Origin of the sequence: Microbacterium suwonense (genome assembly GCF_030296555.1) — a bacterium.
GTDB classification, from domain to species: Bacteria; Actinomycetota; Actinomycetes; order Actinomycetales; family Microbacteriaceae; genus Microbacterium; species Microbacterium suwonense.
Genome location: NZ_AP027728.1, coordinates 1,859,934 through 1,882,420 on the forward strand (window position 1 = coordinate 1,859,934; position 22,487 = coordinate 1,882,420).

Genomic DNA, 22,487 nt, shown 5'->3' on the forward strand with positions numbered 1-22,487 from the left:
GCTGAGATTCCAGACAGAAGCGGACGGGAGTGATGCTACTCCCGTCCGCTTCTTGGTGCGAGAGTCCCGCAGTGCTGAGCTGCACGACCACAGTGCCCAGGCGGCGACTAGTGGATTCTGCGAGGCTCCACTACTTCTTCTCCTCGGCGAGCAAGTTGGCCAATAGCTCATCCCAATCAACATCAGGATCTGGAGCGAACAACTCACTCACGTAGTCCTCGGGGATGAGGTTCCCGGCGATGCCCGACAAGAGAGCGTACGGCGGCAGTAGCGGGTCACGGAACCTGTAACGGAAGTTGCGTTCCACGCCGATGCGTTGCAGCACCGAACCACGCTCGATCGACATGAATGCGTTCAGGTGCCGCGCGAACGCAGGAATCTCGTACCTGCGGCCCATGATCCTGGACAAGGGTTCACGGACAGCGCCCGCGGTGAAATACCCAAGCCCGTCCTTCGGAGTGAGTGCGCATGCCACCAGCACCTGAGCGTAGAGACTGTCGGACCGCGAGCTTTGGACTGCGCCCGAGTATGCCGCCATGCTCATGTGGCTGTCCAGAACGTCCGCAACTGCCGCATCCACATGCGTGAGCGACACCGTCGATTCATCCAGATCGATCGCTCGATGTCCCGCCTTGAGTGCGAGGAGGTGCGCATAGGTGGGCAAGCCCTCAGCGATCTTGGTTACTCGGATCAGCGCGTCATCTTCTATGTTCATACCCACCTCGCGAAAACCGCGGTCGACGATGGACATGATTTCCAGTCGGCTCATTCGGGGCATCTGTACTTCTTCGACAGCCCGTTTCACTGACTCGTGTTCACCAACGAGCGCTTCGATAGAGTCCGACACACCGACGATGACGAGTTTGGTCTGCACGACATGGTCGGACAGCGTCTTAAGCGTGTCTGCCATTGCCGAGAGTGTCTCATCGTCGTCGATCCGGTCGTACTCATCGAACACGATCACCATCGATGGAGTTAGTCCCGACAGGGCGATGCGAATGTCATCGGGGTTCGGAGCACCGTAGGACCATTCCTCAGGGATCTCCAGATCGAGTGCTTGGAATGCCCTCCGCCAAATGCTTCGGAACGTGTCGCCCGCATTGCACGTAATTCGCTTCGCGAACTCTCTTCGACCCGACCCCACGGGCACGAGAAGTTCGGAAAGGATATTGGCCAAGGACGTCTTCCCGACTCCCCGTTCGCCATACAAAATGACGTGACGCCCGGGCTCAGAAACTGCGGTGACCACGTCCGTTATCTGCTGAAACCTGCCTGAGAACGCGTCACGGCGACTTACGGGCGCAGCGGGGGTGAACGTGCGCGATAACGCCATCTTGCGGTCAAGCTTGGCCTGAAAGTCGGTCATGCAATGACTATATGCGAACGCTGTAGAAAACTCATACACGAGGCCACCACGCTGTCCGCACGCGAATGACGTCTTCACGCTATCGTGCGCACACGCGTGCGTCGGGCGGTGCGAATCTCGCATGTACTCGATCAGGAGAACGGCGCGAGTGGCCAAAAACCCAGTCCTGCTACGACGCGTAGATGCCGTTATCGGAGCCAGCTACCCATGTCGGGTCCGGTCGCTGCAACTTGGTGTGGAGATGCCGCATCCCAGCCGGTATTGCGTCGTTTGGCGATATCTTCCGCTCGCGTGACGATGCGGTGACGCATCGCGTTGAGGCGCTGGTTGACGATTCGTGTAACCTCGTCGTCCAGGCGAGACTTCACCTCCTGCTCAACTTCATACGGAGGCAGACCCCGTAGCTCCCGCGCAATCGAGTCAAGTCGAATCTCCTCTCGGAGCCGCGCCTCGTTGCGCTGCCGGTGGTGCTCGTATATCTGCGGGCGCTCGGCGCGAATCTTGTCGACAAGTCTGTCGTGTGACTCCTTCAGCGCTTGCAGATCTCGCGCACGACGCCACCGAATCACCTCCGGGGGCACGTCGCCGCTTACGCGCCAAGCGCTGGGGTCACGCTCGAGTGGCATCACCTGATCTCTCAGCACAACTCGCCTGCGTATTGCGACCGCTTTGGGGACGTCGAGTCCGAACCCATCCACCGCCTCCGCTGCAATCGCGCCCCGCTCAGCCACGCTGCGGCGCCGAGCAAAGTACTCGTCTGCCGCGGCGTCATGTGCCCGTCGTTCCTCCGCATAGAGCCGATGAATCCGGCTCGGTGGCAAACCCAGCGCCTTGAGCCGGCGACGCCGGCGCTGATCTTCGCGACCCCGGGCACGCTGCTCCTCGAGGTTCTTCTCGTACCATTCCCTGTGCTGGTTAGGGTTTCTCTTTCGCCGAGCAGCGGCCGCCTCCCGTTGACGCTCGCGTATCGCGTCGGCGTTCGCGTCCCGGTGACGCTGCGCGTATTCCCGGCCGCTGCGTCGAGCACGCTCAGGATGCCCGTCCTTGTATCGCCTTTGATACTCACGAACCTTGTCAGGATGCTCCTCCCGGAACCGGCGCCCACGCTCGAGAGCAACCTCGCGGTTCTCGGCGTACCACTCCCGCGCATGAGCGTTCTTCTTCAACCGTTGCCGACGGCGGTGGGCCTGTCGCTTTGCGGATTCTCGGTTCAGCTCACGGGACCGTTCGATGTTGCGTTCACGCCACGCGCGGTGCGCCGCAGCACGCTCTTCGGCATGCGCCTCGCGGTAACGTCGACGCCCTTCTGCTGCGGCCTCGGGATGCGCCTGTCTCCAGCTTTGACGAAGATTCGGCTCGGAGGCCTCTTGCTCGTCCCCTGTCGGGCACATGCGCTCACTCCGTGGACTCGGCACCCGCCACAGTGCCGTAGACGAACGCGGTCAGAGCTTCACGGTGACCGGTGGGGTCGACCACTGTGCGCCCGATCAGCTCACGGAGTTCGGAACTCACTTCCTCCACCGCGAGGTCGTCGAGGCACCAGTCGATGTCCTCTTTGAGTTGGTACTCCGGGGAGTCGGCTGGCAACGCCGGGTAGTACATGATCGCGATCGTTCCGACCCGCTGGAGCAGCGCGTCTGCATCGTCGAGTTTCATTGGATTCCTCCTTGTTGGGATGCGGGAGCGGTGGTGACCAGCTCCCGGTGATGGGTTCGGGTGTCGGTGGGCTCGGCGTCATCGGTCAGGTAGTGCGCCAGGTCACGAGCTTCGATCTCCTCGGCCGTGTTCAGTCGTTCCTGCAGGCGCGCGCGCGTTGCGCTGTCGAGGCTGGTGTAGGCGCGAGGAGCAGGTTTTCGCCCCCGACCGTGGGCTTGAGCCTCGCTGCCTGCATCTTCCGCCTCGGCATGGAGCAGCGCGGTTCGAGCGCCGTGCATCCATTGCGTGAGTTCCAACGCGTCCGGCGGGACAGAGGTCTCATCCCGCGCGGAACGGCGCAGATCTCGGTTCGCCGCAACGACGGCATCCGCGAGGTCCGGTTCCGGCAAGCCGCGCATCATCTCGTTGGCCAGCTCTTCCCGAGCCGCGGCCTCGGAGTGCGCGACGACGACGACTTCATTGTGTCGTCGCCCGCGAGTGAGCCCGACATACAGGCCGGAGGCGTCAACATCCGGCCCCACGAGCGACGTATCGGTCGTCTCACCCTGGATGCCATGCACGGTCGTGGCATAGGCCAGGTGGACGTAGTCCGCGGCGTACTCGAGCGAGACGACTCGGATGTCGGCCGCGTCGTCGATCCGCTGCAGTTCAAGTACGGTCGGCCCGATCCGGGTGACCTGCCACGTCGCACGATTCTCGACTCCGGCCGCGCGGTCGTTACGACGGGTCTGGACGATGTCCCCTTCAAGGATGCGCTGCTCCTCCGCACCGATCGCGATCCGCCGCGTGCTGATCTGTTCCCGTGCGACGCGCTCCTGCTGGATGGCGTCATTGAGGTATGCCGCCTCCTCGTTCGTCGCTGTGACGATGGCGACGGACCTACCACGCCCGTGATGCTCGAAGTAGCCCCGGACGAGCGCGCTCCGCGCACCGTCGAGATCAGCCACTCGCCGGACGTGGCCCTGCTGCTGAAGCGCTGCGGCGGTCTCCACTGCATCGAAGATCGTCTCCGCGGAACGGAGCCGCAACGTGAGAGCCGCGTACTCGGGGTCGTCGAAGCGATGCATCCCTGTCAGCTCCACATGTTGGCCGGCACGTCGCTGCGCAAGCGCCATCGCTCCCGCGTGACCCACGGGACTTGCTTGGAGCGGATCCCCGACCAGAGCGATACCAGCGCCGGTCTCGATCGCCACCTGGGCCAGGGCGTCGGCAGCGTTGAGGTCAAGCATCCCGGCCTCGTCCACGACGATTCGGGCCTGCGCATCGAGAGGGTACTGTCGCGGCCCCCGGTAGATCCGGCCGGTCGATGGGTCTGTTTGGCCAGGGCGCAGCCGCCACCAGACGTCGGCGCCGGCATCGTCCTTGCCCCACTTCCAGCCATGGTCAGCGAGGAGGGCATGGATGCTCGTTCCATGCGCTCCGATCTCGCGGCTCGCGACCGCGGCCGCCTTTCGCGTCGGGGCAACAATCATCAAGCGCCTCCCCTGCACTTCGAGCGCGGCCCGCGCCGCCCGCAGCATCGTCGTCTTACCAGTACCCGCCGGCCCGGTGACAGTCACGAGCCGACCAGCATCGGCGACCGTCCTGGCCGCGGCGCGTTGTGACGGGTCCAATCCGCCCTCCGCGATCACCTGCTTCGCAACAGCGTCGATGGGCGTTTCCCGCGAGGGTTCGTCGCTCAGGTTGCTGAGCCTGGCGCCCAGATCGGACTTGAGCTGCGCGAACGCGTGTGTCACGAGAGCCTTCACATGCTGCGGCTTGTCAAGATCGTCTGGGATCAGGTCTCTCGTGTGAGCCAGGGCGCGCGCGGTGATGTCGTCGATGACGTGCTGCAGGTGATCGCGGTCGGCGACTATGCCCGAGGATGCCACGGCTCGCGCAGCACCGGCACGGATGTCAAGCACGCTGAAGCGACCGTTGCTCGCCCGGGACCGATCGTCAGCATCGACTACAGCGCGCCGGGCGAGCAAGTCACGATCGACCCACTCGATACCGCGGCCGGACGGGACCACGGGTGACCGCGGCGTGAGCACAGTGGTGTCGAGCTGAAGGAGCTCCTGCTTCGTCAGCTCGGACCACTCGTCCTCGTTCACCATGCTCGGCTTGTCTGGGCGGTTGATCGCCCACGCGCGGCGGTCGATCATCTGAACGACGTCCGGGCTGGGGGTCTCCCCAGGATGGTCCGTCTTCCATTCTTCGAGCAGCACCGCTCTGTTCGCTTCGATCTGGTTCGAGCGACGAGACACCGACCGCACGAGGTGCGCGAACTGCGCGATCTCACCGTCCGCATCCAACGTGAAGCCGTGGGCGGCCAACGCCGCCCGCCACTCCGGGTCGGTTCGCGCGGCGAGCTCCCCCTCAGCATTGACGAGGTTCTGCACGCGCATGGCGACGCGCGAGTCGACATTGGACCACTTTCCATCCACCCCGCACACCCGCACGTTCAACCACAGATGCCGATGAATATGAGGATCCAGCGCACGAGACCGCCGATGCTGCAACTCGACGACCTCAAGGCGCGCCAGACGTTCGCGGATCCGGCCGCCCGCACCACGTCGAGCATTCAGCTCGCGCTCCCATGTCGTGACGATTCGATCGCGCAGCCGATCCTGCAACGACTCAAACGCGCGGCCAAGCTCCGGATGCAGCAGCGCAGCGATGCTGAAGGACTTCGACGCGTTGATCGTGCTGTCCAGGATCAGGTCCGAGGCCGGCGAGGCGAGCTCGCGCCCTCGCAGCTCCCCGGTATCCGGGTCGCGCCCGTCCACCCACTTCGTGAGCTGTTCCGCGTCCAGCTCGTCATCGGTGATCCTCCCGGATTCGATGACGAACCGGGTCACGGTTGCGCCGTTGATCTGGCTGTACGCACCCAGAGCGTCGACGCCGACCGCTCGAAGATGCGAGTCGCAAGATCCACGGAACGCGTACGCCATCGCCTGCCGAACTCCCTGTGAGCCCGCACCCCGTTTCCAGCGCTCGAGTCCTCCACGCACACCATCAGAATACGTCGAAGTTGCCTATCTCGCCAGAGTATTCACAGAAAGTGCCTGCGTGCATCGCACTATTCGCTTGTCTCATCAGTGGCGCTTCAGGGGGTCGTTCCAGCGCGCTTCTCGGGGTTCGCAAGACGCGCGTTCATCGGGCATGTTCGCGCACGGGTCTTGAGTGCATCGGTAGTCGGCGCGGTCGGCTAACATGTCGCGATCGCAGGACCCGCTGACTAGCGACCGCGGCCGCCCGCTCACCGACCGGCATGCGTTTGCTCGTACCGGTAGCCAGCCATTGGCTTCACACCCATTCCGGGTGTTCATGCTCCCGTCGTTTCACGGCAGCCCGTCGGGCGGCGGCGGCTGCCGAGTCGGGGCCTCTTGTTGCGGTGACGATGGCCGAGGACTGAGGACCGCGCTGAGCGAGCTCGTCGAGAACCGCGTCGATCATCTGCCGATCCATGGCAAGCTCCAGAGTCCACTCCGGGCCGGAACTCATCAATTCGCCTTCAAGGAAGTTCCCTGCAACGAGTTTGAGCGCGGCGGCTGCGGGCGCCTGCATAACGACGCGCTCCACCTTGCACGCATGACGAGCTGTGGCAGGTGACTGCCCCGGCCCCGTTACCCGCCGCTGGACGCATCCGCGAAAGGGTCGTAGCGAAGTACGCCGGGACGGTCACCGGTCGGTTTGTAGGCACACGCGTACGCGAGTTCCAGGTCGGCTAGTTCGCCGACGTAGCCGAACTCAGCGGCAAGCGCGTGGTCGACTCGGTCGGTGATGTTCCGCATCTCTGAGAGGACGACGTTGCCCATGAACTTGCCGGCGTAGGGAGTGAACGCTAGGTGATTCGGGTAGTCCTCGACCAACGCCCTGGCTGCCGCGACGAGCTCGTTCTGAGTCTCGACCGTGAGTCTGCCTGGGTCGACGGGCGTGTTCTTCAGGACGCCGCTGGTGACGTTGAAGTCGTCGCCGGTGGCCCACCACCAGACGAACGCCAGCTTCGACGACAGAACCGCGAGAGTAAGAAGCGCAGAACGCTCATCTTCGACCCAGATTCGTTTGATGTTGGACTGGGCAACCGGCTGCCCATCTCGGGTGTACGCCGGCGGGTCCTCGAGGAATACCGACAGCCAGTACAACGTCGCGCCTTTGAACCCAATCGACGCATTCCGTGCCCGGGCCCGCTCCTGCGCGGCCAGTGCGCCAGAGCGTCCGTCGGCGAGCTTCCCGAGCAATGTGCCGAAGCCCTCGCTCGGCAGTCGAACCCACCCATGGCGTGACTCGACGGCGGGTGGCAGTTCTGTGTAGCGAAGGGTCTCGAACAGGGCAGGCCGGAAGGCTTCATACCAGCGGTGAGTCTTGGTGACCGAGACCGACTTACGGGTGCCTGAGACGCTTCCGACGAGAATCGTCGACCGAACGCCCAGGCCCGCATCGAAGAGAGCGGCGGGATTGCGGGAGAAGTTGCTCACCCAGAGGGTGGCGAAGCGTTCCTTCAGCACCTTCCGCAACAAGCCGAACTCGTCTCCGAACGTGCATGAAATCGGCACGATGAGCGACAGTCGGCCGTGCTCGTTCACAATCTGAGCTGCACGCTCGGTGCAGGGCGCGTAGATGTCAGGGAGGCGGTCGGTCTGGAACCCACTGAAGCTGTAATCCGTGACATCCGTGAGTGGAACGTAGGGAGGGTTTCCACACACAGCGTCGAAGCCGCCACGGTCGAACACCTCTGGGAACTCGATGAACCAGTGGAACGGGTGATGCGAAGAGACCCAGCCTTCGAACGACTCCGCTCGCTCGCGCGCCGCGTAGTACTGCCGGTTGACCGCCTCGCGCTCCTGGTCGAGGAGTTCATGAAGGTCAGTCCGCATCTGACGCAGGTCCTGGTCAGGGTCCTCGTCCTCCTGCGCATCCCGATACAGCGCGAAGGCTTCGGCAATCCTCCGCGCCGAGTCCGCGACCGAGCTTGCGGTCAGCCCGCCAATGAGGTCGGTGCTTGTTGTCGCCTCAATCTCATCTGCCGAGAGTGCACCCACGAGGATGTTGCCGGGCTTGATGTTGAAGTCGAGGTCCGGCAGCGGTTCGAGCTTGTTCTTCTCGTCAATGGCCGACACCAGCTTGAGGAACAGTCGGAGTCGAGCAACCTCCACCGCCTCCTTCATGATGTCGACGCCGTACAGATTGTTGAGGCTCGCGTGCTTCAGAAGGAAGTACTCGGTGTTCGGATGGGAGTCCACGTCCGCCAGCAACTTCGTAAGCGCTGCGTGGTCGCTTGAGTCCACGGACTGCGCCGCCTCGAGCACTGCGCTGTATAGCGGGAGCAACACCTTCAACGCGGCGAAGAGGAAGGCACCTGAGCCGCAAGTCGGGTCCACGATTCGAAGTGAGGTCAGCGTTTCCCACATCGCGTGGATGGTGTCCGGGTCTCGTGTCGTGTCGATGACGTCGACGAGCAAAGTCTCCAGGTCGATGTTTGCGGAGACAGCGGCGTCTACCGAGTCAATCTCGCCTGACGCGAGCTGCTGGCGGAGCGCGCCGTGTTGCTGCCGTCGGTAGTCCGCTTCCCACCAGCGCTCACCGGCGAGACCGACGTCATCGGTTGCTACGCCCGCCCAGGCCGGACGAGAGACCAGCGAACGTTCCCCCTCAACGGCCGGAGGAAAGCTCGTCGTCGTACCGTAGGCGAGGCCATCCCAGATGTACCGGTCAGGGTTGTTTGCCAGCGCCGCCCAGAGTTCCAGCCCGTGGTTCCGGAAGCGCTCCATGACGACAGGGAGCACCGTGGAGGACGTCATGAAGTGCGTCACGTCCTCCTTCGTGTAGTACGCACCCATCTGCTTCTGGTTGATGAACTGCTCAAAGATGTAACCCAGAACGTCCGGGTTGATTTCGTTCTGGTTTGCGCCATCTCGGTCGTCGAGATGCCACTGATAGCGGTCGAAGAGGTCGAACACGTCCGCGAACGCGGCGTCCGGGATATCAATGTCGTAGTCACGCTCTAGCTCGTGCAACGAGAAGATTCCACCATTGATGTACCGAACGTCGCCGATGAGAGCCTTCGTCGTCGGGTCGTCGTACACAGGGTGCTTTTCGCCCAGGCCCTTGTGGAACAGCGGCACTAGGAAGTCGCGGTAGAAGCTGTAGAAATGGTTGCTTTCCGCGGACAGAATCTTCAAGCGGTCGAGGCGTGTCCGGAGGTAGTCCGTGTCTCCGTCCATGAATCCCTTGCGCTGCATGAAGTAGACGAACATGAGACGGTTCATCGTGGTGGCGGCGTACCAGTCGCGATTCGCCTCGTCGTCAATCCCGGATGTAGCTGCCGACAGCGCCTTCTGCTTCTCGATGAAGTCTCGATAGAAGCGTCGCGTGACTTGCTCGGCGTCGAAGGCTCGACGCATTTGCCGGAGCATTTCCAGCAAGCTCGGGTTGTCGTTGAGCCCGACTGAAATCATCTCCAAACGCTGGTCGAGCGCCGGGTTCACCGACCCAACCAAGTGCCGGTGGGTCACAAGACGTGGCTGGCCAGCTCCTTCTGCGTCGGAGGACTGGAGCCAACGCCACTCCTGGAGTCGTTCGTCGGCGAAGACGAGAAGGCGTTCGGTGGAGACCCGCTGAAGTTCTTTGTCGATGAGACGCTGTGTGCGGCGGTCCGGTACCTGGCGGCAGAGCCAGACGCGAAGTCCCGCGTAGCCCGCAACCTGCTCGAGTCGGTAAGTGACTCCCTCGACCTCGATGGTCAGCGACTCCTGGTCCGGTCGGTCCCAGAAGAGCACTTCGAGGAACAGGGTTCTCAGGTCGCCCGCGTTGACCAGGTCCATCCGCCGACTCATACGACAACTCCCATCGAGCAGACAATGTGAATCGGGTCTGCGGCCGCGATATCCACGACCAGCCTGCCGTCCCTGTGCAGGAGCAAGAGGAGGTCCACCAGGTCGTCGACGTCACTGCGTGCGGCGAGCGCCGTTGAGAATCGCTTCTCGGCCTCCTTCGTCAGCGGCCTGCGGAATAGGGCCTCGAGTGCGTCCGCGACGTCCACAGAGTTCGTCGCGAGTGTGCCGTTGAGCCGGTTCCAAACGCGCTTGCGGACACCGTTCAGCCGGCCCTCGACATTAGTTCCCTGGACGAGGTTTCCCTGCGCCATTTGAACGAGGAGCGGGAAATGGTCGGAGCGAGCGGCCAGCGCCGGCGTGTCAGGTTCGCACTTGAACCGCGCGAGTGCCTCCTGGCCCGTGAGGAGGCGGATGCCCTCCGACGAGCCGAACCCGAATCCGTCGTTGTCGTTCTCGGTTCGGACGTAACAGACCACGCCGTTTAGGTCGCGCTCGGAAAGAGCGGGCCTGGTCGCGTAGACGAGGTCAGGCAGGTCACGAACCCTGTGCGCGAGCTGCTCGTTCTCCGTCTCCGCGGCATTCCACACCTCGTAGGCGAGGCTGGACGCATCCACCTCTTGGTCAATCTCACTCTCATTGAGCTTGCCTTTGTAGAGGTCCTCGATGACCTTGACCTCTTCGTCGGACCCGAAGAACTGCTCGTCACTCCCGAACACTTCGGCGTTGGCGCGCAGGCGTTCGGCGATGCGTTCCCGGAGTCGCAGAACCTCCTCGACGCCTTCATGCCAGAGGCTGTAAATCAGAACCTCGTCCGCCTTCTGACCAACGCGGTCGACGCGTCCGGCCCGCTGGATGAGTCGGATGATTGCCCAGGGCAGGTCGTAGTTCACGACGATGTGGGCGTCCTGCAGGTTCTGGCCCTCCGATAGAACGTCGGTGGAGACGAGAACGCGGTACTCCGCCGCAGGGTCGATGAGCGACTCGAGTTCCACTTCGTCGAGCGTCGCCGACCCAATCATGTTCGACCGCGGCGAGAAGCGTCTCGCGACCTCGGTCGGGTTCTGGGTCGCGCCGCTTGCGATTCCCACTCTTTCGATGCCGGCCGCGATGAGCGCGTCGGCGACGTAGTTCGCGGTGTCCTTGTACTCGGTGAAGATGAGTACCTTCTCCTCCGGGTGCGTCTCGGTCAGAAGCTTCACGATGGCGTCGAGCTTTGAGTCGACCTCGGTTGACCAGTCGCCGAACTCGGCGAGCAGTGCCTTGAGCGCGTCGGTGTCCGCGTGCAGGTCCTTCAGGAGCAGCTCGTTGAACACCGTCGGACGAATCCACCGGACGTCCTTCGGTGCGTTCGCTTTGAGCGACTCGTACTGCAGCTGCGCGGTGCCGGTAGCAGGCGGCTCGACTCCTCGTAGTCCTCTTCCGCATCGTCATCGGATTCCGATGACGTCAGCATCGGGTCCAGGAGCGTGCCGAGCGGCAGGTCGAGTTCGTTCTCGATTGCGTAGACGTAGAGCTCGTTGCGTGCGATATGCCGCTCAAGCGAAAGCATGAACGAGTAGCCGGCGCTAGAGAGCCGCTTGTAGAGACCGCTGCGAACGAATCCGAGAAGGTGGCCGCTGCCACGCTCGAACCTCTCGACGACCTTCTTCTCGTCGGCCGTCAGTTGCAGCGTCTTCTTCAGGTACGCGGACAGGTTGTAGCGCGGGAGCACAAGGTTGTCGATGGTGTCGAGAGTCGCTACCGATTCCATCTTGGCCGCCGGGTCGCCCTCGCCGAATGAGTGCACCAGCGGCTTTGGCACTCGGTTCGGGAAGGTGAACTTCGTCCCGTTCGCGAACATCAGGTACTCGGTGCCATCCGCGTCCTTTAGCGCGTAGTTCTTGCGGATGAACGACCGGGTGCGGCGGATGAGGTGCTCACTCATCAAGCGTTTCCAGTCGTCGGGTTCGTCGCTACGACGGAAGGCTTCAAGCGTGCTGGTCTTGCCATCGACACGGTCAGCGAACTTGTCGTCCTTGGACATCGCCACTACGGGCTGCAGCCCGAGGTCCTCGTCCGGCTCCAGGTAGAGACCGAGCTGATTTGCGACATCGCGGAACCGGATGTTGTACGGAGTTGCCGTGAGCAGGAGCACCTTGCAGTCGTAATTGCGGATGTACTCCAGGAGCGCCTTATAGTCCTGCCGGGTGTCGCTACGCATGGTGTGCGACTCGTCGACGATGACGAACTGATACCGGCCCAGGTTCGGAAAACGCTTGGCCGCCATCGAGTACGGCACGACTGTGGCGTTGAGCTCGTACTTCTCCTTGTAGTCCCACCACATCTTCTCGAGGTTCGGCGGACAAACGATGAGCGTGCGATAGCCCTCCGCCTCGTTGAGCATCATCGCTGTGGCCGTGGCCGTGATGGTTTTCCCAAGGCCGACGACGTCGCCAAGCATCGCCCCGCCGCGCGTCATGATGCGGCGGCTGAGGGTCTTGACCGCGCTCTCCTGGTACTCGAGAAGCTGGTTCCGCATCGAGGGCGGAAGCGTGTACTCAATGAGTCCCTCACGCACGTCACGCGACAGGTGCCAGCACACCTTCAGATACACCTCGTAAGGCGAGAGCAGGGTTTCGCTGGCCCACGACTCGTCGATGATCTCGATGAGGTCTGCCGTGACATCGACCGCGAACGGGTCATCCCACCTGGCCTCGAACCAGCCATCGAGCTTCTTCGCGCCGTCGGAGTCGACCACGTCCACGTTGAGCTCGAAGTTCGACGCGAGACCCGAGGTAGTCAGGTTCGACGAGCCGACGTAGGCGACGACGGGCGTGATTTTGTCCTGGCGGTGACAGATGTAGGTCTTGCCATGCAGCGGGCGCCGGGTGAACAACTTGATGGCTGCCCGACCATCCGCGAGTTGCTCGCGGAGCGCGCGAATCGTCTCCTCATCCTGCTTAGTCGGAGCTCCGCGCATGAGCTGCTGACGAAACTTCAGCTTGGCTTGCTTCAGCCGCGCCTGCGCGGTCTTCCGGTCAATGTCATCGGACTCCTGACCGCCCTCCAGAGTGCGCTGAAGGTGCGCCATGACCTGTTCCTCCGGGTCACCGTGAACCATGCCGATGAGCACACGGGCGACTGCGTGGTCAGCCGGTTCACGGTCGGCGACAACGTCTCCGAACAGCTTCCACCCGCGGAGGTTGAAGTATCCGACCGCGGCGTCGATGCGGTCGGACTCCTTCAACGTGGCGACGAGATGTTCACCGAGCGCAAGCTCGATGTTGTCGAAGATTCGGGTCACGCTGCTCCTACGCTCATGGTTCGACCGCGGTTGGCCCGCGTGCTCAGCGTATAAGAGCGTATAAGTGAGCCTCGGGCACCACTCGCATGTCTACCGGGACGGCCGGACATTTCATGCCGCGCACACCCGGAGAAAGGGCCGACATCATTGAAGTGCTGCGAGGCGCTTCGCGCGAATCGGCCCCGCTACCGCGCCATGCCCGCAAGGGGATGGTGGTTGGACGTCGTTACGGGAGACCGGTTCTGACCAACACACGGCTGCATCGTTCCGACGTACGGGCAAGCAGGGTGAGGCAGGTCGTTACCGCAGTCGCCATCCCGGTGGGAGTCCCAGGTCGTCGCGCCGCCACCTGACTGCGGGGTTGCTGGCGCGCGTGGCAGCCGTGTCGAGCAGGTCACCGACAACTGTCAGTGCGACGTCGAGTGCGAGTAGCACCATGTCTTCCTTCGCAGTCATGCGGACGTGCTGCACTTGCGGGTCTTGAGTGTCAGACTGGTCCAGGTCAGACGCCTGGATCGCGCGGAGCAGCGACGGGTGCGCAAGCCCGGAAAGGTACTGCCAGACGGCGCGCGTCGTCGCGATGGGGGCTGGGCGGTGCGCGTCGACCTCGTCGAGGAGCGTTCGCATACTCGACACGCCCTTCTTGACCTCGGTCGTGGGCAAGCCCGCGGCCGCGGCGACCACAGCGATCTTGTCGACACGGCTCTCTCGCCGCGCCTGCTTCTGTCGTTCACGCGCCTTCTTTTTCTTTAGCGGCATGTCGTCCGTGCCACGGTCCTTGAGAAATTCGGTGATCAAGCTCATCTCCTCGCGAGACTCCTGAACCTGGATACGGAGCGCTCGTGTTCGCCGCAGTCTGGGGTTGTCCGGCGCGATCATCCAGATCCCGTAGGCGCCTGCCTCTAGCGCTTGACGCGCGACCGGATAGACACCAAACAGCGGGATACGGATCCCTTCCGTGGGGTCTCGAAGGACTAGCTCGAGAGTGCCGAGTGCGTCGGAAGCGACGGCGATCATGTGTGACACCGCGTGCGACAATTGGTATGGCGCGATGGCGTCGTCGTCCGTGCTGCAAGGCCTGCACTCCGAACCAGTCACGGTGCTGCGCCTTGTGCTCGATGACCTTGTGGAAAGGCTGCCAGGGGTGAATGGCCGTCGGAAATGGATGGTCGGCGCACTTATCGCAGTGCACCACGCGCTGCTCCGCGCTGGCGAGCAAGTAACGCCATTGCGCCTGGACTCGTTGCAGCCGTACATCACGCAGAGCGGCGACACCACGGCGCTTCACGGGTGGATCGAAACCGGACCCCCAGCATCAGAGGTCACCGAGATGCTCGCCAGCGCACGACTCTCCTCTGTCCCTGACGAGACGTGGGAACTCTACGCCACACGCGCCGATATCTCCTCCAGAACGACGTTGTGGGAGGCCGCTGTTGAGAGCATCGCCCCCGTCACGACGCTGACCGCCATCGCCTCGGCCGGAATCGCGGACGCCGCGCTGGCCAATGCCGGTCAGGAGTTGATTCGAGCGACGAACACGAGGGCTCGGCTTCGCGCGCTAGACATATTCGACACGCTCCCCCGAAACCAGAAGACAGCGGCCTCCCTCGAACCCGCTCTCGAGCAGTGGCTAAGCGATGCGCGAATCAGCGAGGGGCGATTCGTCTACGAGCTGATCCTCCGCCATCACAGCGCCCTGACGCGTCCTGCCGTCACCCGCATGAAGCGTGTGATCCCGACGTGGTTCGAGAAGGTGCGCGGCAACCTTCCTCGGCCGGCCGAAGACCAGCTCCGTTCTCTCGGATACCTGCGAACGCCTCCGAAGAAGCGCCGCAAGCGCCGCGGCCGAAGCTGAATGACCGGACCTGTCGGGCATCCATATCGGCGCGCGGGAACGCTGGTGCCGCTGCCTTCCGTCGGCCACCGCTACGCTCATCTCGCGACGCGGACAGCCAGCCCGGCCCCGAGAAGCTCATCGATCGCCGCCGAGATGTCGGCGTTGTCTTCGAGCGCGTCGTCAAACGGGTCGATGGGTTGCCCTTGAGACGCGACGAGTAGCGCGAACAGTCCTTTGGCTGCGAGCGAGAGTTCCACGTCGTTCAGCACGTGGTCGGGAATCCCGAGTTCGCTTGGATCGGCGCTCACTGGCCGGAGTCCGCGTGCGGCGATCCACTCAGATGGTGCGCCCATGAAATTTGACCCTACGCTCCCTCGTCCGCTGCTTCCACGTCGACGGCCGAACCCCAGACCCAGCACCGTACTGTGCGTTCCTCGACGACGAACTCAATCCCGGCAGCACGCGGAGTCGTCCGCACGACCCTGGCCGAGACACGGACCGCGTGTGGCCCGATCCGCACCCAGCCCTGACATCCTCCTGGGCGCGGGTAGATCGTCACCGGCAGTCGGTCCAGTTCCACCTCTCGGGAGGTGAGCGATTGGAGGGGCGCTTCCTTCAGCAGCCTCGCGAGGTGTTTCTCAGCCGCGTACCTGTCGTATAGTTCCGCGAGACGCTTGCTCGATCCCACACCGGTCCCCGTTCCCGGCCCACGGCGATCGTACGGGGCGCCTCTGACACGGCAACCTTGCAGGGCGGGTCGTGCGACCGGCACCATTGGTAAGCTCGCGGCAAGGAGTCCATATGTCCGAGCGCCCCTCGCCATGGCGAGTGAATGATGCGGTGCTTTACGACGCCTTGCGTGAAGAGCTCCGTTCAACCATCGCCGCTGTGATGACTGAAACCGCTCGCCCTGACGACGACACCGTTGCCCTAGTTCGGCAGTTGCGGTCCGAAATGTACGACACGGACGGGTTCGACCGCGACGGCATCGCTTCGCGTCTCGCAGCTGTGCGAGCATCCACTCGATCGACCCCGGAGCGGTCGCGTGGCTGACGGTGAGTCGGTGGATGCCGGACGGGTGCAGGATGTCATCCTGCGGTCGCTGTTCGATGGCGCCCGTCCGAGTGAGACCCCGACGTTCGTGCTTCTGGCAGGTGCGCCGGCCGCCGGCACGGGACGTGTGATCACGCGGCTCCGTCGTGAGCATGACAGTGACCTCGTTCCGATCTCGATCGAAGACCTGCAGGCCTTCCACCCGAGGTACTTGGACACACGGTTCCGGCAGTCCCCGGCGGGTCGGAACGAGTTGTCTGAGCTTGCGGCGTCCTGGCTGCAGACCAGCATCAGTCATGCGCGCGCGAGCGGGTACTCCTTGCTTCTTGAAGGCGAGTTCCGGACTCCGGATACGGCGCTGCGCGTGGCGCTACGGTTTGCTGATTCCGGCTATGACGTGCACGTCGTCACGGTCGCTGCGCGCGATGACCAAAGCCTGCTCGCGGCAACGTCACGTGGTCTGCGCCGCATGCAGGAAAGGCAGCCGGCGGAGTTCGTCACCCCTGCAGAGAATGAGCGGAGTATGCGGGACGTGAGCGCACTGATCGTGGCTGCCGCTGACAGCCCGTTGGTCGGGCGCGTATCCATGCTCGATCAGCACGGTGTGAGCGTTTTCGATGCCGAACGGTCAGAATCTGGGATGCTGAGCGGCGCATCCGTCGCGCTGAGCACTTCACGATCAGAGCCGATGAGTGCTCTCGAGGCGACACAGTGGTTGAGCGAGCTTCGCCACATGACCGAGTACGCACGGTCCCTGCGAACTCTCCCCACCCCCGCCCTAGAGTCCCTCGTCGCGCTGCATGAGATGGCGATTCGACGCGTCGTGCCGGAGCTGCCCGTGCCGCCCGGTTCCGAGGTCGTGAGGATTCAGCAGCAGAAGCTGGCAACGGATCTCGCTGCTCTCAAGCGCTTGCGGGTGCAGCCAGAGATCGTCGATGTGGCCGCCCCTACGGTCACCCCTGCGGAGCCTGGGCCTTCGATCTCCCGGTGAGTCGACCGCGCATTGTGGCGCCGTCCGGATAGCTGCCGATTCCTAGTGGGCGGTGGGCTGGGTAGTGCCGCGTCGTGGAATACCGGACCGAGCGCCAGCGAGGGAGGATATGCCGCGAAAGCGCGGAACGGACCAGTGACGGCGCTCACTACTCTCTTGCAGCCGGCGGTGCTGCTCCGCACCGCCTTCTTGTCCACGTCAACCGATTCCGAGACCAGAAGCGAGCCCGTCGATGAGATCGGGGCGGAAGCCCGACCAACGCGCATCTCCTGCTTCGATGACCGGGGCCTCGCGGTAGCCGAGTTCGTCGACGAGGAACGCGCGGATCTCGGCGTTGTGTTCAGCGTGGATGTCGACGAGGTCGTATCGGATGCCCAGCGCGTCGAGCCGCTGACAGGTGAGTCGGCAGCGCTGGCACGAGGGCCCGGTCGAGTACACCGTCACGTGCGTCATGATGCGCTCCTCCGCTCTGGCCCGGACTTCGCAGAACTTCCGAGGTTGCGCTCTCCGGGACTTCGAGACTTCGAGACTCTGTTACTTCGGGAGTCCCGAGCTTCTGGAGCCCTGGACTCCGACACTTCCGAACTTTCCCTGTCTGTAGCTCGCGGACTTCGGAAGTCTGGAACTCCGGAAGTCACGGAGCGCCGGAGTTCGTCCTCGTCCGAGCCGCGGAGCTGGTCGCGGTGCGCGAGGAGGAGGTCGATGGCGACGCGGATGAGGGTGTTCTCGGTGATGCGCTCGCGCTTCGAGATCCGCTGTCGCATGAGCGACCGGGTCAGCACCGTCAGCTCCGTGTACTGGTCCTCGCGAACGCGGGTCTCTTTTCGCGTGAGACGCAAGAACTTGGGCACCGGCTCCGGCGCCCGACTTCGCTGACGGTCGAGCCGCACCCGCGTCCCGCTGAGACGTTCATTCAGGTCGACCTGGCCCATGATTCACCACGCTCCCTGCAGCTGTGGGCTCAGCTGCTCGGTCACCTCGAGCCCGAGCCGCGTTACGTCCCAGATGGCACCCTGGGTGTTCCGGTTGTCGCGGACGGTCGTGACCAGACTCCCGAGCACCGGCGCGTCAGCCTGCGCCTTGTATTGGCGCAGGCACGCGTCGAGGCGCGGCACACCGAGGGTGACGTCGAGGAGTTCCTTCCACGTCTCCAGCTGGCCGTGGATTCGCGGATCGATCCGGTTGAGCAAGACCGCGAAGCGGACTCCACGCGGTTCGATGAACCGTTGAATCGTCCGCATGGTGGGCTCGACGGCGAGCGGTTCGGGCGCGAGCGGGACGATGACGAAGTCCGACGCGTCGACGACGACCTCGAGCGTGCGAGTGTCCTCCAGACTTCCCGGCGTATCCACGAGTACGAAGTCGTACTCGTGGTCGAGGTGCGACAGCCGGGACAGGACAGAGGGACGCTGGCTGCCGGCGAAGTCGAACGGCAGGTGACGCTCGGCATTCTCGGCCCACCAGACCGTGGACTGCTGCGGATCGACATCCACCACGAGTACGCGATGCCAGCGCGACAGCGCTGCAGCGAGCTGCATCGTGATCGTTGTCTTGCCCATGCCGCCCTTCTGGTTCACGACCGAGACGATCTTCATGCCGCCAGTGGTCGTCGCGACCGACGTACTGGCGACGTCAGCGAGCATGACCGTCACCGGACGACATCGCTGAGGCGTCGATCCACGACTTGAGCTCCTCCACGTCGTAGAGGATCACCCGGCCGAACTTGTAGTAGTCCGGGCCTCGTCGCTCGTATCGCCACTCAGCGAGCTTCTTGACGGTGAGACCCGGGATGAGACGGGCCACCTCCTGCGGTTTCACGAATTCGTGCCCTAAGTCGGGCGCCTTCATGGTGGTCACCGTTGACATCGTCTTCACCCTTCTTGCGTATCGAAACTGCGTATTGACACAAGTAGACGACTTAGCCGTACACTTAGTCAAGGGGTTTCTGTGAATCTCTGGCGCGGTAAGGCAAACTAAGGGGGTGAAGGTCGACGTGAAGAATCCTGACGGCACAGCAATGACGTGGCACTCCGCCACACAGCCCGTCGGGTCCGCGCTGCGCATAGCCCCCGAGTTCGTTGCCTCCGTGGTCGACGAGGACGCCGGCGTCGAAACCACCATCGAGGCCCACTACAACACGGACGAGGGCCGCTACATCGTCACCACGATCCTCAACCGCGCAACCCGTCCGGACTTCGACCACCAAGCACTGCGACGCACAGCATCAGCCGCCATCCTGCAGGCCGCCGTCCCCCACTGCATCGCCGTGCGCCTCAGCGACGAACCGGACTCCACCTGGACGACGATCGCGGACCTCACCTCCACCGAGGGACGCATCATCCCGCCGTGGATGGCAGCCACCGCGGTGAAACGCGGTATGAAGGACGAGCGCATGGAGGTGGTGGAGATCCTCTATGGTGCCGCGGCCCTTGCCGGCACCCCGCCTGTGCGCGCCGTGCAAGTAGAACTGGATATCCCCCACCGCACCGCATCCGACTGGATCAAGAAGGCCCGCGACGCAGGACGCCTGGAAGGCATGACGTACACCGTCGGCCGCCAGGCCGATGGGTAGCATCGAGCCGTACGAGACTACTTCAGGCCGAAGGTACCGGATCAGATACCGTACGCCCGAGAATCGACAGACGGACAAGCGCGGATTCCGCACCAAGCGCGAAGCAGCCGAGTACCTGACTTCTGTCGAGACCCAGAAGTCCCAGGGCGACTACATCGCCCCCAGCAGGTCAAGGATCGACGTCAACACCTGGGCCATCGCCTGGCAGCAGACACTCGCCCACTTGAAGCCAACGACGCGCTCCGGATACATCTACAGCCTGAACCGCCATGTGCTTCCACGGTGGGGCAGGATCCACTTAGCCGACATCTCCCATACTGACTTGCAAGTGTGGGCCGGCGAGCTCTCCGAAACGCTAGCGGCCTCAAGCGCGAGGCAGGTCTTCCACGTCATGAACAGCATGCTCACGCTCGCCGTACGCGACAGAAGGCTGACCCGAAATCCATCAGCCGACGTCAAACTCCCGAAGGTGACCAAATCGAAGCGCGGCTACCTCGACCACGCACAAGTGCGCGAACTCGTGCGTGCCGCAGGACCAGACGGAGACATCATCGCCACGCTCGCCTATACCGGGCTTCGATGGGGTGAGCTTGCCGCTCTGACAGTCGATAGCGTCGACCTCAGGAGGAAGCGACTCTCGATCACCCAGAGCGTGAGCGAGGTCGGTGGTGCACTCGTCTGGGGCACTCCGAAGACCAACCGATCACGCGTCGTAGGGTTCCCCGCGTTTCTGACCGAATCCATCCAAGCTCGCATGAGCGGCAAGCAACCGACAGACCAGGTGTTTACATCTCACAACGGCGCCGTCCTACGCAACAACAATTTCCGACGCCGCAGCTTCGCCCCCGCACTCGAGCACGTGCGGGAGATGGATCCCACGTTCCCTGAGATCACGCTTCACGATCTTCGACACACAGCAGCCAGCCTCGCCGTCTCTGCCGGCGCAAACGTCAAGGCTGTGCAACGGATGCTCGGGCACGCTTCGGCAGCCATGACGCTCGACGTCTACGCAGACCTGTTCGATGACGACCTCAACGCAGTCTCAACAGCACTCGATCGCGACGCAAGCGCCCACTTCGGCGACGGAAGTTGGACCAGGCAAGAACCGACCCAAACTGGTCTGCGATAGACCAGAAAAGACCTGCTCAAACGGACCGGTTCCGAATGGTTTGTGGGCAAAATGTGGGCAAAACGGCGAATTCGGGCTGACCGCACCACATCAGCAAAAACAAAAAACCCCCGTCGACCGGGGGTTTTCATCTGTAGCGGAGGCGGGACTCGAACCCGCGACCTCACGATTATGAGTCGTGCGCTCTCACCATCTGAGCTACTCCGCCGCAATCGCCCACTCCGCAGAACAAGCGCTACGAGCCCCGAGTCAGGATTGAACTGACGACCCCTTCCTTACCATGGAAGTGCTCTGCCACTGAGCTATCGGGGCGCTGTCCTTCACAGGACAACCAGATGAGACTAGCATCCGCGACGCCGTCTCACGAAATCGGGACGTCAGTACGAGTACCGGCCCGCGTTCTTGCGCATCCACACCAGTGGATCGACCGTGGAGCCGTTGATGATGATCTCGAAATGCAGGTGCGCACCGTAGGAACGGCCAGTGTTCCCGACCTTTCCGATGGTGTCGCCAACCTTCACCTTCTGCCCCACCTTGACCGCGATCGACCCGTGCTGCATGTGCGAATAATGGCTGGTGACGACCTGACCGTCGATGATGTGATCCACGTACACGGTCACGCCGTAGCCGCCGCCGGACTCCGTCGCGATTCGCACCGTCCCATCGGCGATCGCCTGGATCGTCGCACCCGCTCCGGGCACCAGGTCGATACCGGCGTGCATGCGACCGTTGCGCATTCCGTACGGTGAACTCATCGCCACGCCGACCATGAACGGCCACTGGATCGCGGCATCCGGGTCGTTGGTGTAGAGGCTGTCGGAGAAGCGGATGTGCTCCTCGGCAGCGATGTCCAGCAGCGAGACCGTGGAGTAATCGGCATCGCGCACGATCGCTTCGTCTTCCACACCAGCCGAGGCGACGAACGCCTGGATCTCGTCCTCGGCCACCTTCGTGGCGGGAGATTCCGCCGCGACGAGGATGCAGTCGCGACCGAGCCGTTCTTCTGAACCGCAGCCACCGCGCTCGCAGGCAACGTCATCGACACCGCGATCAGACCTGCGACGCCCATCACTCCGAGACTCGCACCGGCTGCCGCCAGTCGACGTCCGATCCGGCGGCGTGGAACGAGGTGAGCGGATGCCGGCATCGTGCCGGCCGCAGCCGCAGCCGCTTCGCTCTCGGCGAAGGCCTCGGCTGCCTCGCGCACGGGCGACTCGCGCACGGGCGACTCGCGCACGGGTGAGAAGCCGAAGGCCTCGGATGCCCGGGCGAATGCGTCGGCGAGTGAGTCGGCCGCACCTGTGGTTCTATCACCCGCCGCATCCACAGCATCCGCAGGTCGCGTCTCCGAGGCATCGGATGCCGCGGCGTCGGTCGATTCCTGCACCGGCAGCGGCGGGGCACTGAGAGAGGTCTCGACCTCCGGTTCGCTGCCCTGCTCGGCGACGTCAGCAGTGCGAGCATCGGCAGAGGACGGCTCGATCAGAGCCTCGATGGGGGAACCTCGACCAGTTCCGCACTCACCGGCACCTCGTCAGCCGGCACCTCGGCGATGGGCGCATCAGCTGTGGGCTCGTCGACCGGCACCTTGCCAGCCGGTGTTTCAGCCTGCGGCACTGCCGGGCCCGTCTGTGCCAGGCGACGGGCGCGGCGGCTCAGCGGTGCCGGAGAAGCCTCCACGGCACCGCGGTTCGCGAGCGGCGCTTCTTCGCGCTGAGGGGTGGTCACCGCGTCCGAGGTCGCCGCTGCCTCCAACGTCACGGGAGCCGTGCGAAGTCGGTT

The 22,487-nt window shown here is 63.7% G+C and carries 19 protein-coding genes and 2 tRNA genes; 4 read left to right on the forward strand and 17 right to left on the reverse strand.

Annotated features, from left to right (window positions below):
* Positions 1 to 130: 130 nt before the first annotated feature.
* The 9 genes from QUE33_RS09310 to QUE33_RS09350 form a co-directional block, all read right to left on the reverse strand.
* Positions 131 to 1,366, reverse strand: a complete 1,236-nt coding sequence (locus QUE33_RS09310; protein ID WP_286299404.1) for an AAA family ATPase — start codon at positions 1,364 to 1,366, stop codon at positions 131 to 133.
* A 188-nt stretch (positions 1,367 to 1,554) separates the two neighbouring features.
* Positions 1,555 to 2,757 (reverse strand): hypothetical protein, encoded by a 1,203-nt coding sequence (locus QUE33_RS09315; RefSeq protein ID WP_286299405.1) that lies wholly within the window; start codon positions 2,755 to 2,757, stop codon positions 1,555 to 1,557.
* A gap of 4 nt (positions 2,758 to 2,761) precedes the next feature.
* Positions 2,762 to 3,022: a hypothetical protein gene (locus QUE33_RS09320; protein ID WP_286299407.1), complete on the reverse strand. Its 261-nt coding sequence runs from the start codon at positions 3,020 to 3,022 to the stop codon at positions 2,762 to 2,764.
* The gene (locus tag QUE33_RS09325) at positions 3,019 to 5,790 is read right to left on the reverse strand and encodes an AAA family ATPase (protein WP_286299408.1); all 2,772 of its coding nucleotides are present in this window, start codon (positions 5,788 to 5,790) and stop codon (positions 3,019 to 3,021) included. The genes QUE33_RS09320 and QUE33_RS09325 overlap by 4 nt, the downstream gene beginning before the upstream one ends.
* Before the next feature lie 520 nt (positions 5,791 to 6,310).
* Positions 6,311 to 6,508 (reverse strand): hypothetical protein, encoded by a 198-nt coding sequence (locus QUE33_RS09330; RefSeq protein WP_286299410.1) that lies wholly within the window; start codon positions 6,506 to 6,508, stop codon positions 6,311 to 6,313.
* Positions 6,509 to 6,630: 122 nt separating this feature from the next.
* Positions 6,631 to 9,828, reverse strand: coding sequence for an Eco57I restriction-modification methylase domain-containing protein (locus tag QUE33_RS09335; protein ID WP_286299413.1), 3,198 nt, complete (start codon positions 9,826 to 9,828; stop codon positions 6,631 to 6,633).
* A gap of 8 nt (positions 9,829 to 9,836) precedes the next feature.
* Positions 9,837 to 11,153, reverse strand: coding sequence for a C-terminal helicase domain-containing protein (locus QUE33_RS09340; RefSeq protein ID WP_286299415.1), 1,317 nt, complete (start codon positions 11,151 to 11,153; stop codon positions 9,837 to 9,839).
* Positions 11,132 to 13,123 (reverse strand): phospholipase D-like domain-containing protein, encoded by a 1,992-nt coding sequence (locus tag QUE33_RS09345; protein ID WP_286299418.1) that lies wholly within the window; start codon positions 13,121 to 13,123, stop codon positions 11,132 to 11,134. The genes QUE33_RS09340 and QUE33_RS09345 overlap by 22 nt, the downstream gene beginning before the upstream one ends.
* Before the next feature lie 300 nt (positions 13,124 to 13,423).
* Positions 13,424 to 14,140, reverse strand: a complete 717-nt coding sequence (locus QUE33_RS09350) for a hypothetical protein (RefSeq protein ID WP_286299420.1) — start codon at positions 14,138 to 14,140, stop codon at positions 13,424 to 13,426.
* Between QUE33_RS09350 and QUE33_RS09355 the strand changes: the two genes are divergently transcribed.
* Positions 14,139 to 14,978: a hypothetical protein gene (locus QUE33_RS09355; RefSeq protein ID WP_286299422.1), complete on the forward strand. Its 840-nt coding sequence runs from the start codon at positions 14,139 to 14,141 to the stop codon at positions 14,976 to 14,978. The two genes, QUE33_RS09350 and QUE33_RS09355, sit on opposite strands and share 2 nt — an antisense overlap.
* A 77-nt stretch (positions 14,979 to 15,055) precedes the next feature.
* Here QUE33_RS09355 and QUE33_RS09360 read toward each other — a convergent pair whose 3' ends face one another.
* Complete coding sequence (locus tag QUE33_RS09360; protein WP_286299424.1) at positions 15,056 to 15,229, reverse strand: hypothetical protein; 174 nt, start codon at positions 15,227 to 15,229, stop codon at positions 15,056 to 15,058.
* A 776-nt stretch (positions 15,230 to 16,005) separates the two neighbouring features.
* Between QUE33_RS09360 and QUE33_RS09365 the strand changes: the two genes are divergently transcribed.
* Complete coding sequence (locus QUE33_RS09365) at positions 16,006 to 17,004, forward strand: zeta toxin family protein (protein WP_286299426.1); 999 nt, start codon at positions 16,006 to 16,008, stop codon at positions 17,002 to 17,004.
* 198 nt (positions 17,005 to 17,202) lie between these two features.
* Here QUE33_RS09365 and QUE33_RS09370 read toward each other — a convergent pair whose 3' ends face one another.
* The 3 genes from QUE33_RS09370 to QUE33_RS09380 form a co-directional block, all read right to left on the reverse strand.
* The gene (locus tag QUE33_RS09370; protein ID WP_286299429.1) at positions 17,203 to 17,457 is read right to left on the reverse strand and encodes a glutaredoxin family protein; all 255 of its coding nucleotides are present in this window, start codon (positions 17,455 to 17,457) and stop codon (positions 17,203 to 17,205) included.
* 482 nt (positions 17,458 to 17,939) lie between these two features.
* A complete protein-coding gene (locus tag QUE33_RS09375; RefSeq protein ID WP_286299431.1) occupies positions 17,940 to 18,647 on the reverse strand; it encodes a ParA family protein in 708 nt (235 codons plus the stop codon).
* The gene (locus tag QUE33_RS09380; RefSeq protein ID WP_286299432.1) at positions 18,637 to 18,870 is read right to left on the reverse strand and encodes a hypothetical protein; all 234 of its coding nucleotides are present in this window, start codon (positions 18,868 to 18,870) and stop codon (positions 18,637 to 18,639) included. The genes QUE33_RS09375 and QUE33_RS09380 overlap by 11 nt, the downstream gene beginning before the upstream one ends.
* Before the next feature lie 151 nt (positions 18,871 to 19,021).
* Here QUE33_RS09380 and QUE33_RS09385 point away from each other — a divergent pair, with 151 nt between their 5' ends.
* Entirely contained in the window at positions 19,022 to 19,576 is a 555-nt protein-coding gene (locus tag QUE33_RS09385; RefSeq protein ID WP_286299435.1) for a hypothetical protein, read from the forward strand.
* A complete protein-coding gene (locus QUE33_RS09390; RefSeq protein WP_286299437.1) occupies positions 19,569 to 20,705 on the forward strand; it encodes a site-specific integrase in 1,137 nt (378 codons plus the stop codon). Before QUE33_RS09385 ends, QUE33_RS09390 begins: the two co-directional genes overlap by 8 nt.
* A 134-nt stretch (positions 20,706 to 20,839) precedes the next feature.
* Here the strand turns inward: QUE33_RS09390 and QUE33_RS09395 are convergent.
* The 4 genes from QUE33_RS09395 to QUE33_RS09410 form a co-directional block, all read right to left on the reverse strand.
* A tRNA-Met gene (locus QUE33_RS09395) sits at positions 20,840 to 20,913 on the reverse strand.
* 32 nt (positions 20,914 to 20,945) lie between these two features.
* A tRNA-Thr gene (locus QUE33_RS09400) sits at positions 20,946 to 21,017 on the reverse strand.
* A gap of 65 nt (positions 21,018 to 21,082) precedes the next feature.
* The gene (locus tag QUE33_RS09405; protein WP_286299439.1) at positions 21,083 to 21,652 is read right to left on the reverse strand and encodes a M23 family metallopeptidase; all 570 of its coding nucleotides are present in this window, start codon (positions 21,650 to 21,652) and stop codon (positions 21,083 to 21,085) included.
* 535 nt (positions 21,653 to 22,187) lie between these two features.
* Positions 22,188 to 22,466 carry a hypothetical protein gene (locus QUE33_RS09410; protein ID WP_286299440.1) on the reverse strand — a complete coding sequence of 93 codons (279 nt, stop codon included), beginning with the start codon at positions 22,464 to 22,466 and terminating at the stop codon, positions 22,188 to 22,190.
* Positions 22,467 to 22,487: the final 21 nt, after the last annotated feature.

Bases quoted from the DNA above. Each gene is read 5' to 3' on its own strand.
- QUE33_RS09320 (WP_286299407.1), bottom strand. From the start codon at position 3,022: ATGAAACTCGACGATGCAGACGCGCTGCTCCAGCGGGTCGGAACGATC.
- QUE33_RS09310 (WP_286299404.1), bottom strand. From the start codon at position 1,366: ATGACCGACTTTCAGGCCAAGCTTGACCGCAAGATGGCGTTATCGCGC.
- QUE33_RS09350 (WP_286299420.1), bottom strand. From the start codon at position 14,140: ATGATCGCCGTCGCTTCCGACGCACTCGGCACTCTCGAGCTAGTCCTT.
- QUE33_RS09335 (WP_286299413.1), bottom strand. From the start codon at position 9,828: ATGGACCTGGTCAACGCGGGCGACCTGAGAACCCTGTTCCTCGAAGTG.
- QUE33_RS09330 (WP_286299410.1), bottom strand. From the start codon at position 6,508: ATGAGTTCCGGCCCGGAGTGGACTCTGGAGCTTGCCATGGATCGGCAG.
- QUE33_RS09385 (WP_286299435.1), top strand. From the start codon at position 19,022: ATGACGTGGCACTCCGCCACACAGCCCGTCGGGTCCGCGCTGCGCATA.
- QUE33_RS09375 (WP_286299431.1), bottom strand. From the start codon at position 18,647: ATGCTCGCTGACGTCGCCAGTACGTCGGTCGCGACGACCACTGGCGGC.
- QUE33_RS09355 (WP_286299422.1), top strand. From the start codon at position 14,139: ATGTGTGACACCGCGTGCGACAATTGGTATGGCGCGATGGCGTCGTCG.
- QUE33_RS09390 (WP_286299437.1), top strand. From the start codon at position 19,569: ATGGGTAGCATCGAGCCGTACGAGACTACTTCAGGCCGAAGGTACCGG.
- QUE33_RS09380 (WP_286299432.1), bottom strand. From the start codon at position 18,870: ATGTCAACGGTGACCACCATGAAGGCGCCCGACTTAGGGCACGAATTC.
- QUE33_RS09315 (WP_286299405.1), bottom strand. From the start codon at position 2,757: ATGTGCCCGACAGGGGACGAGCAAGAGGCCTCCGAGCCGAATCTTCGT.
- QUE33_RS09370 (WP_286299429.1), bottom strand. From the start codon at position 17,457: ATGACGCACGTGACGGTGTACTCGACCGGGCCCTCGTGCCAGCGCTGC.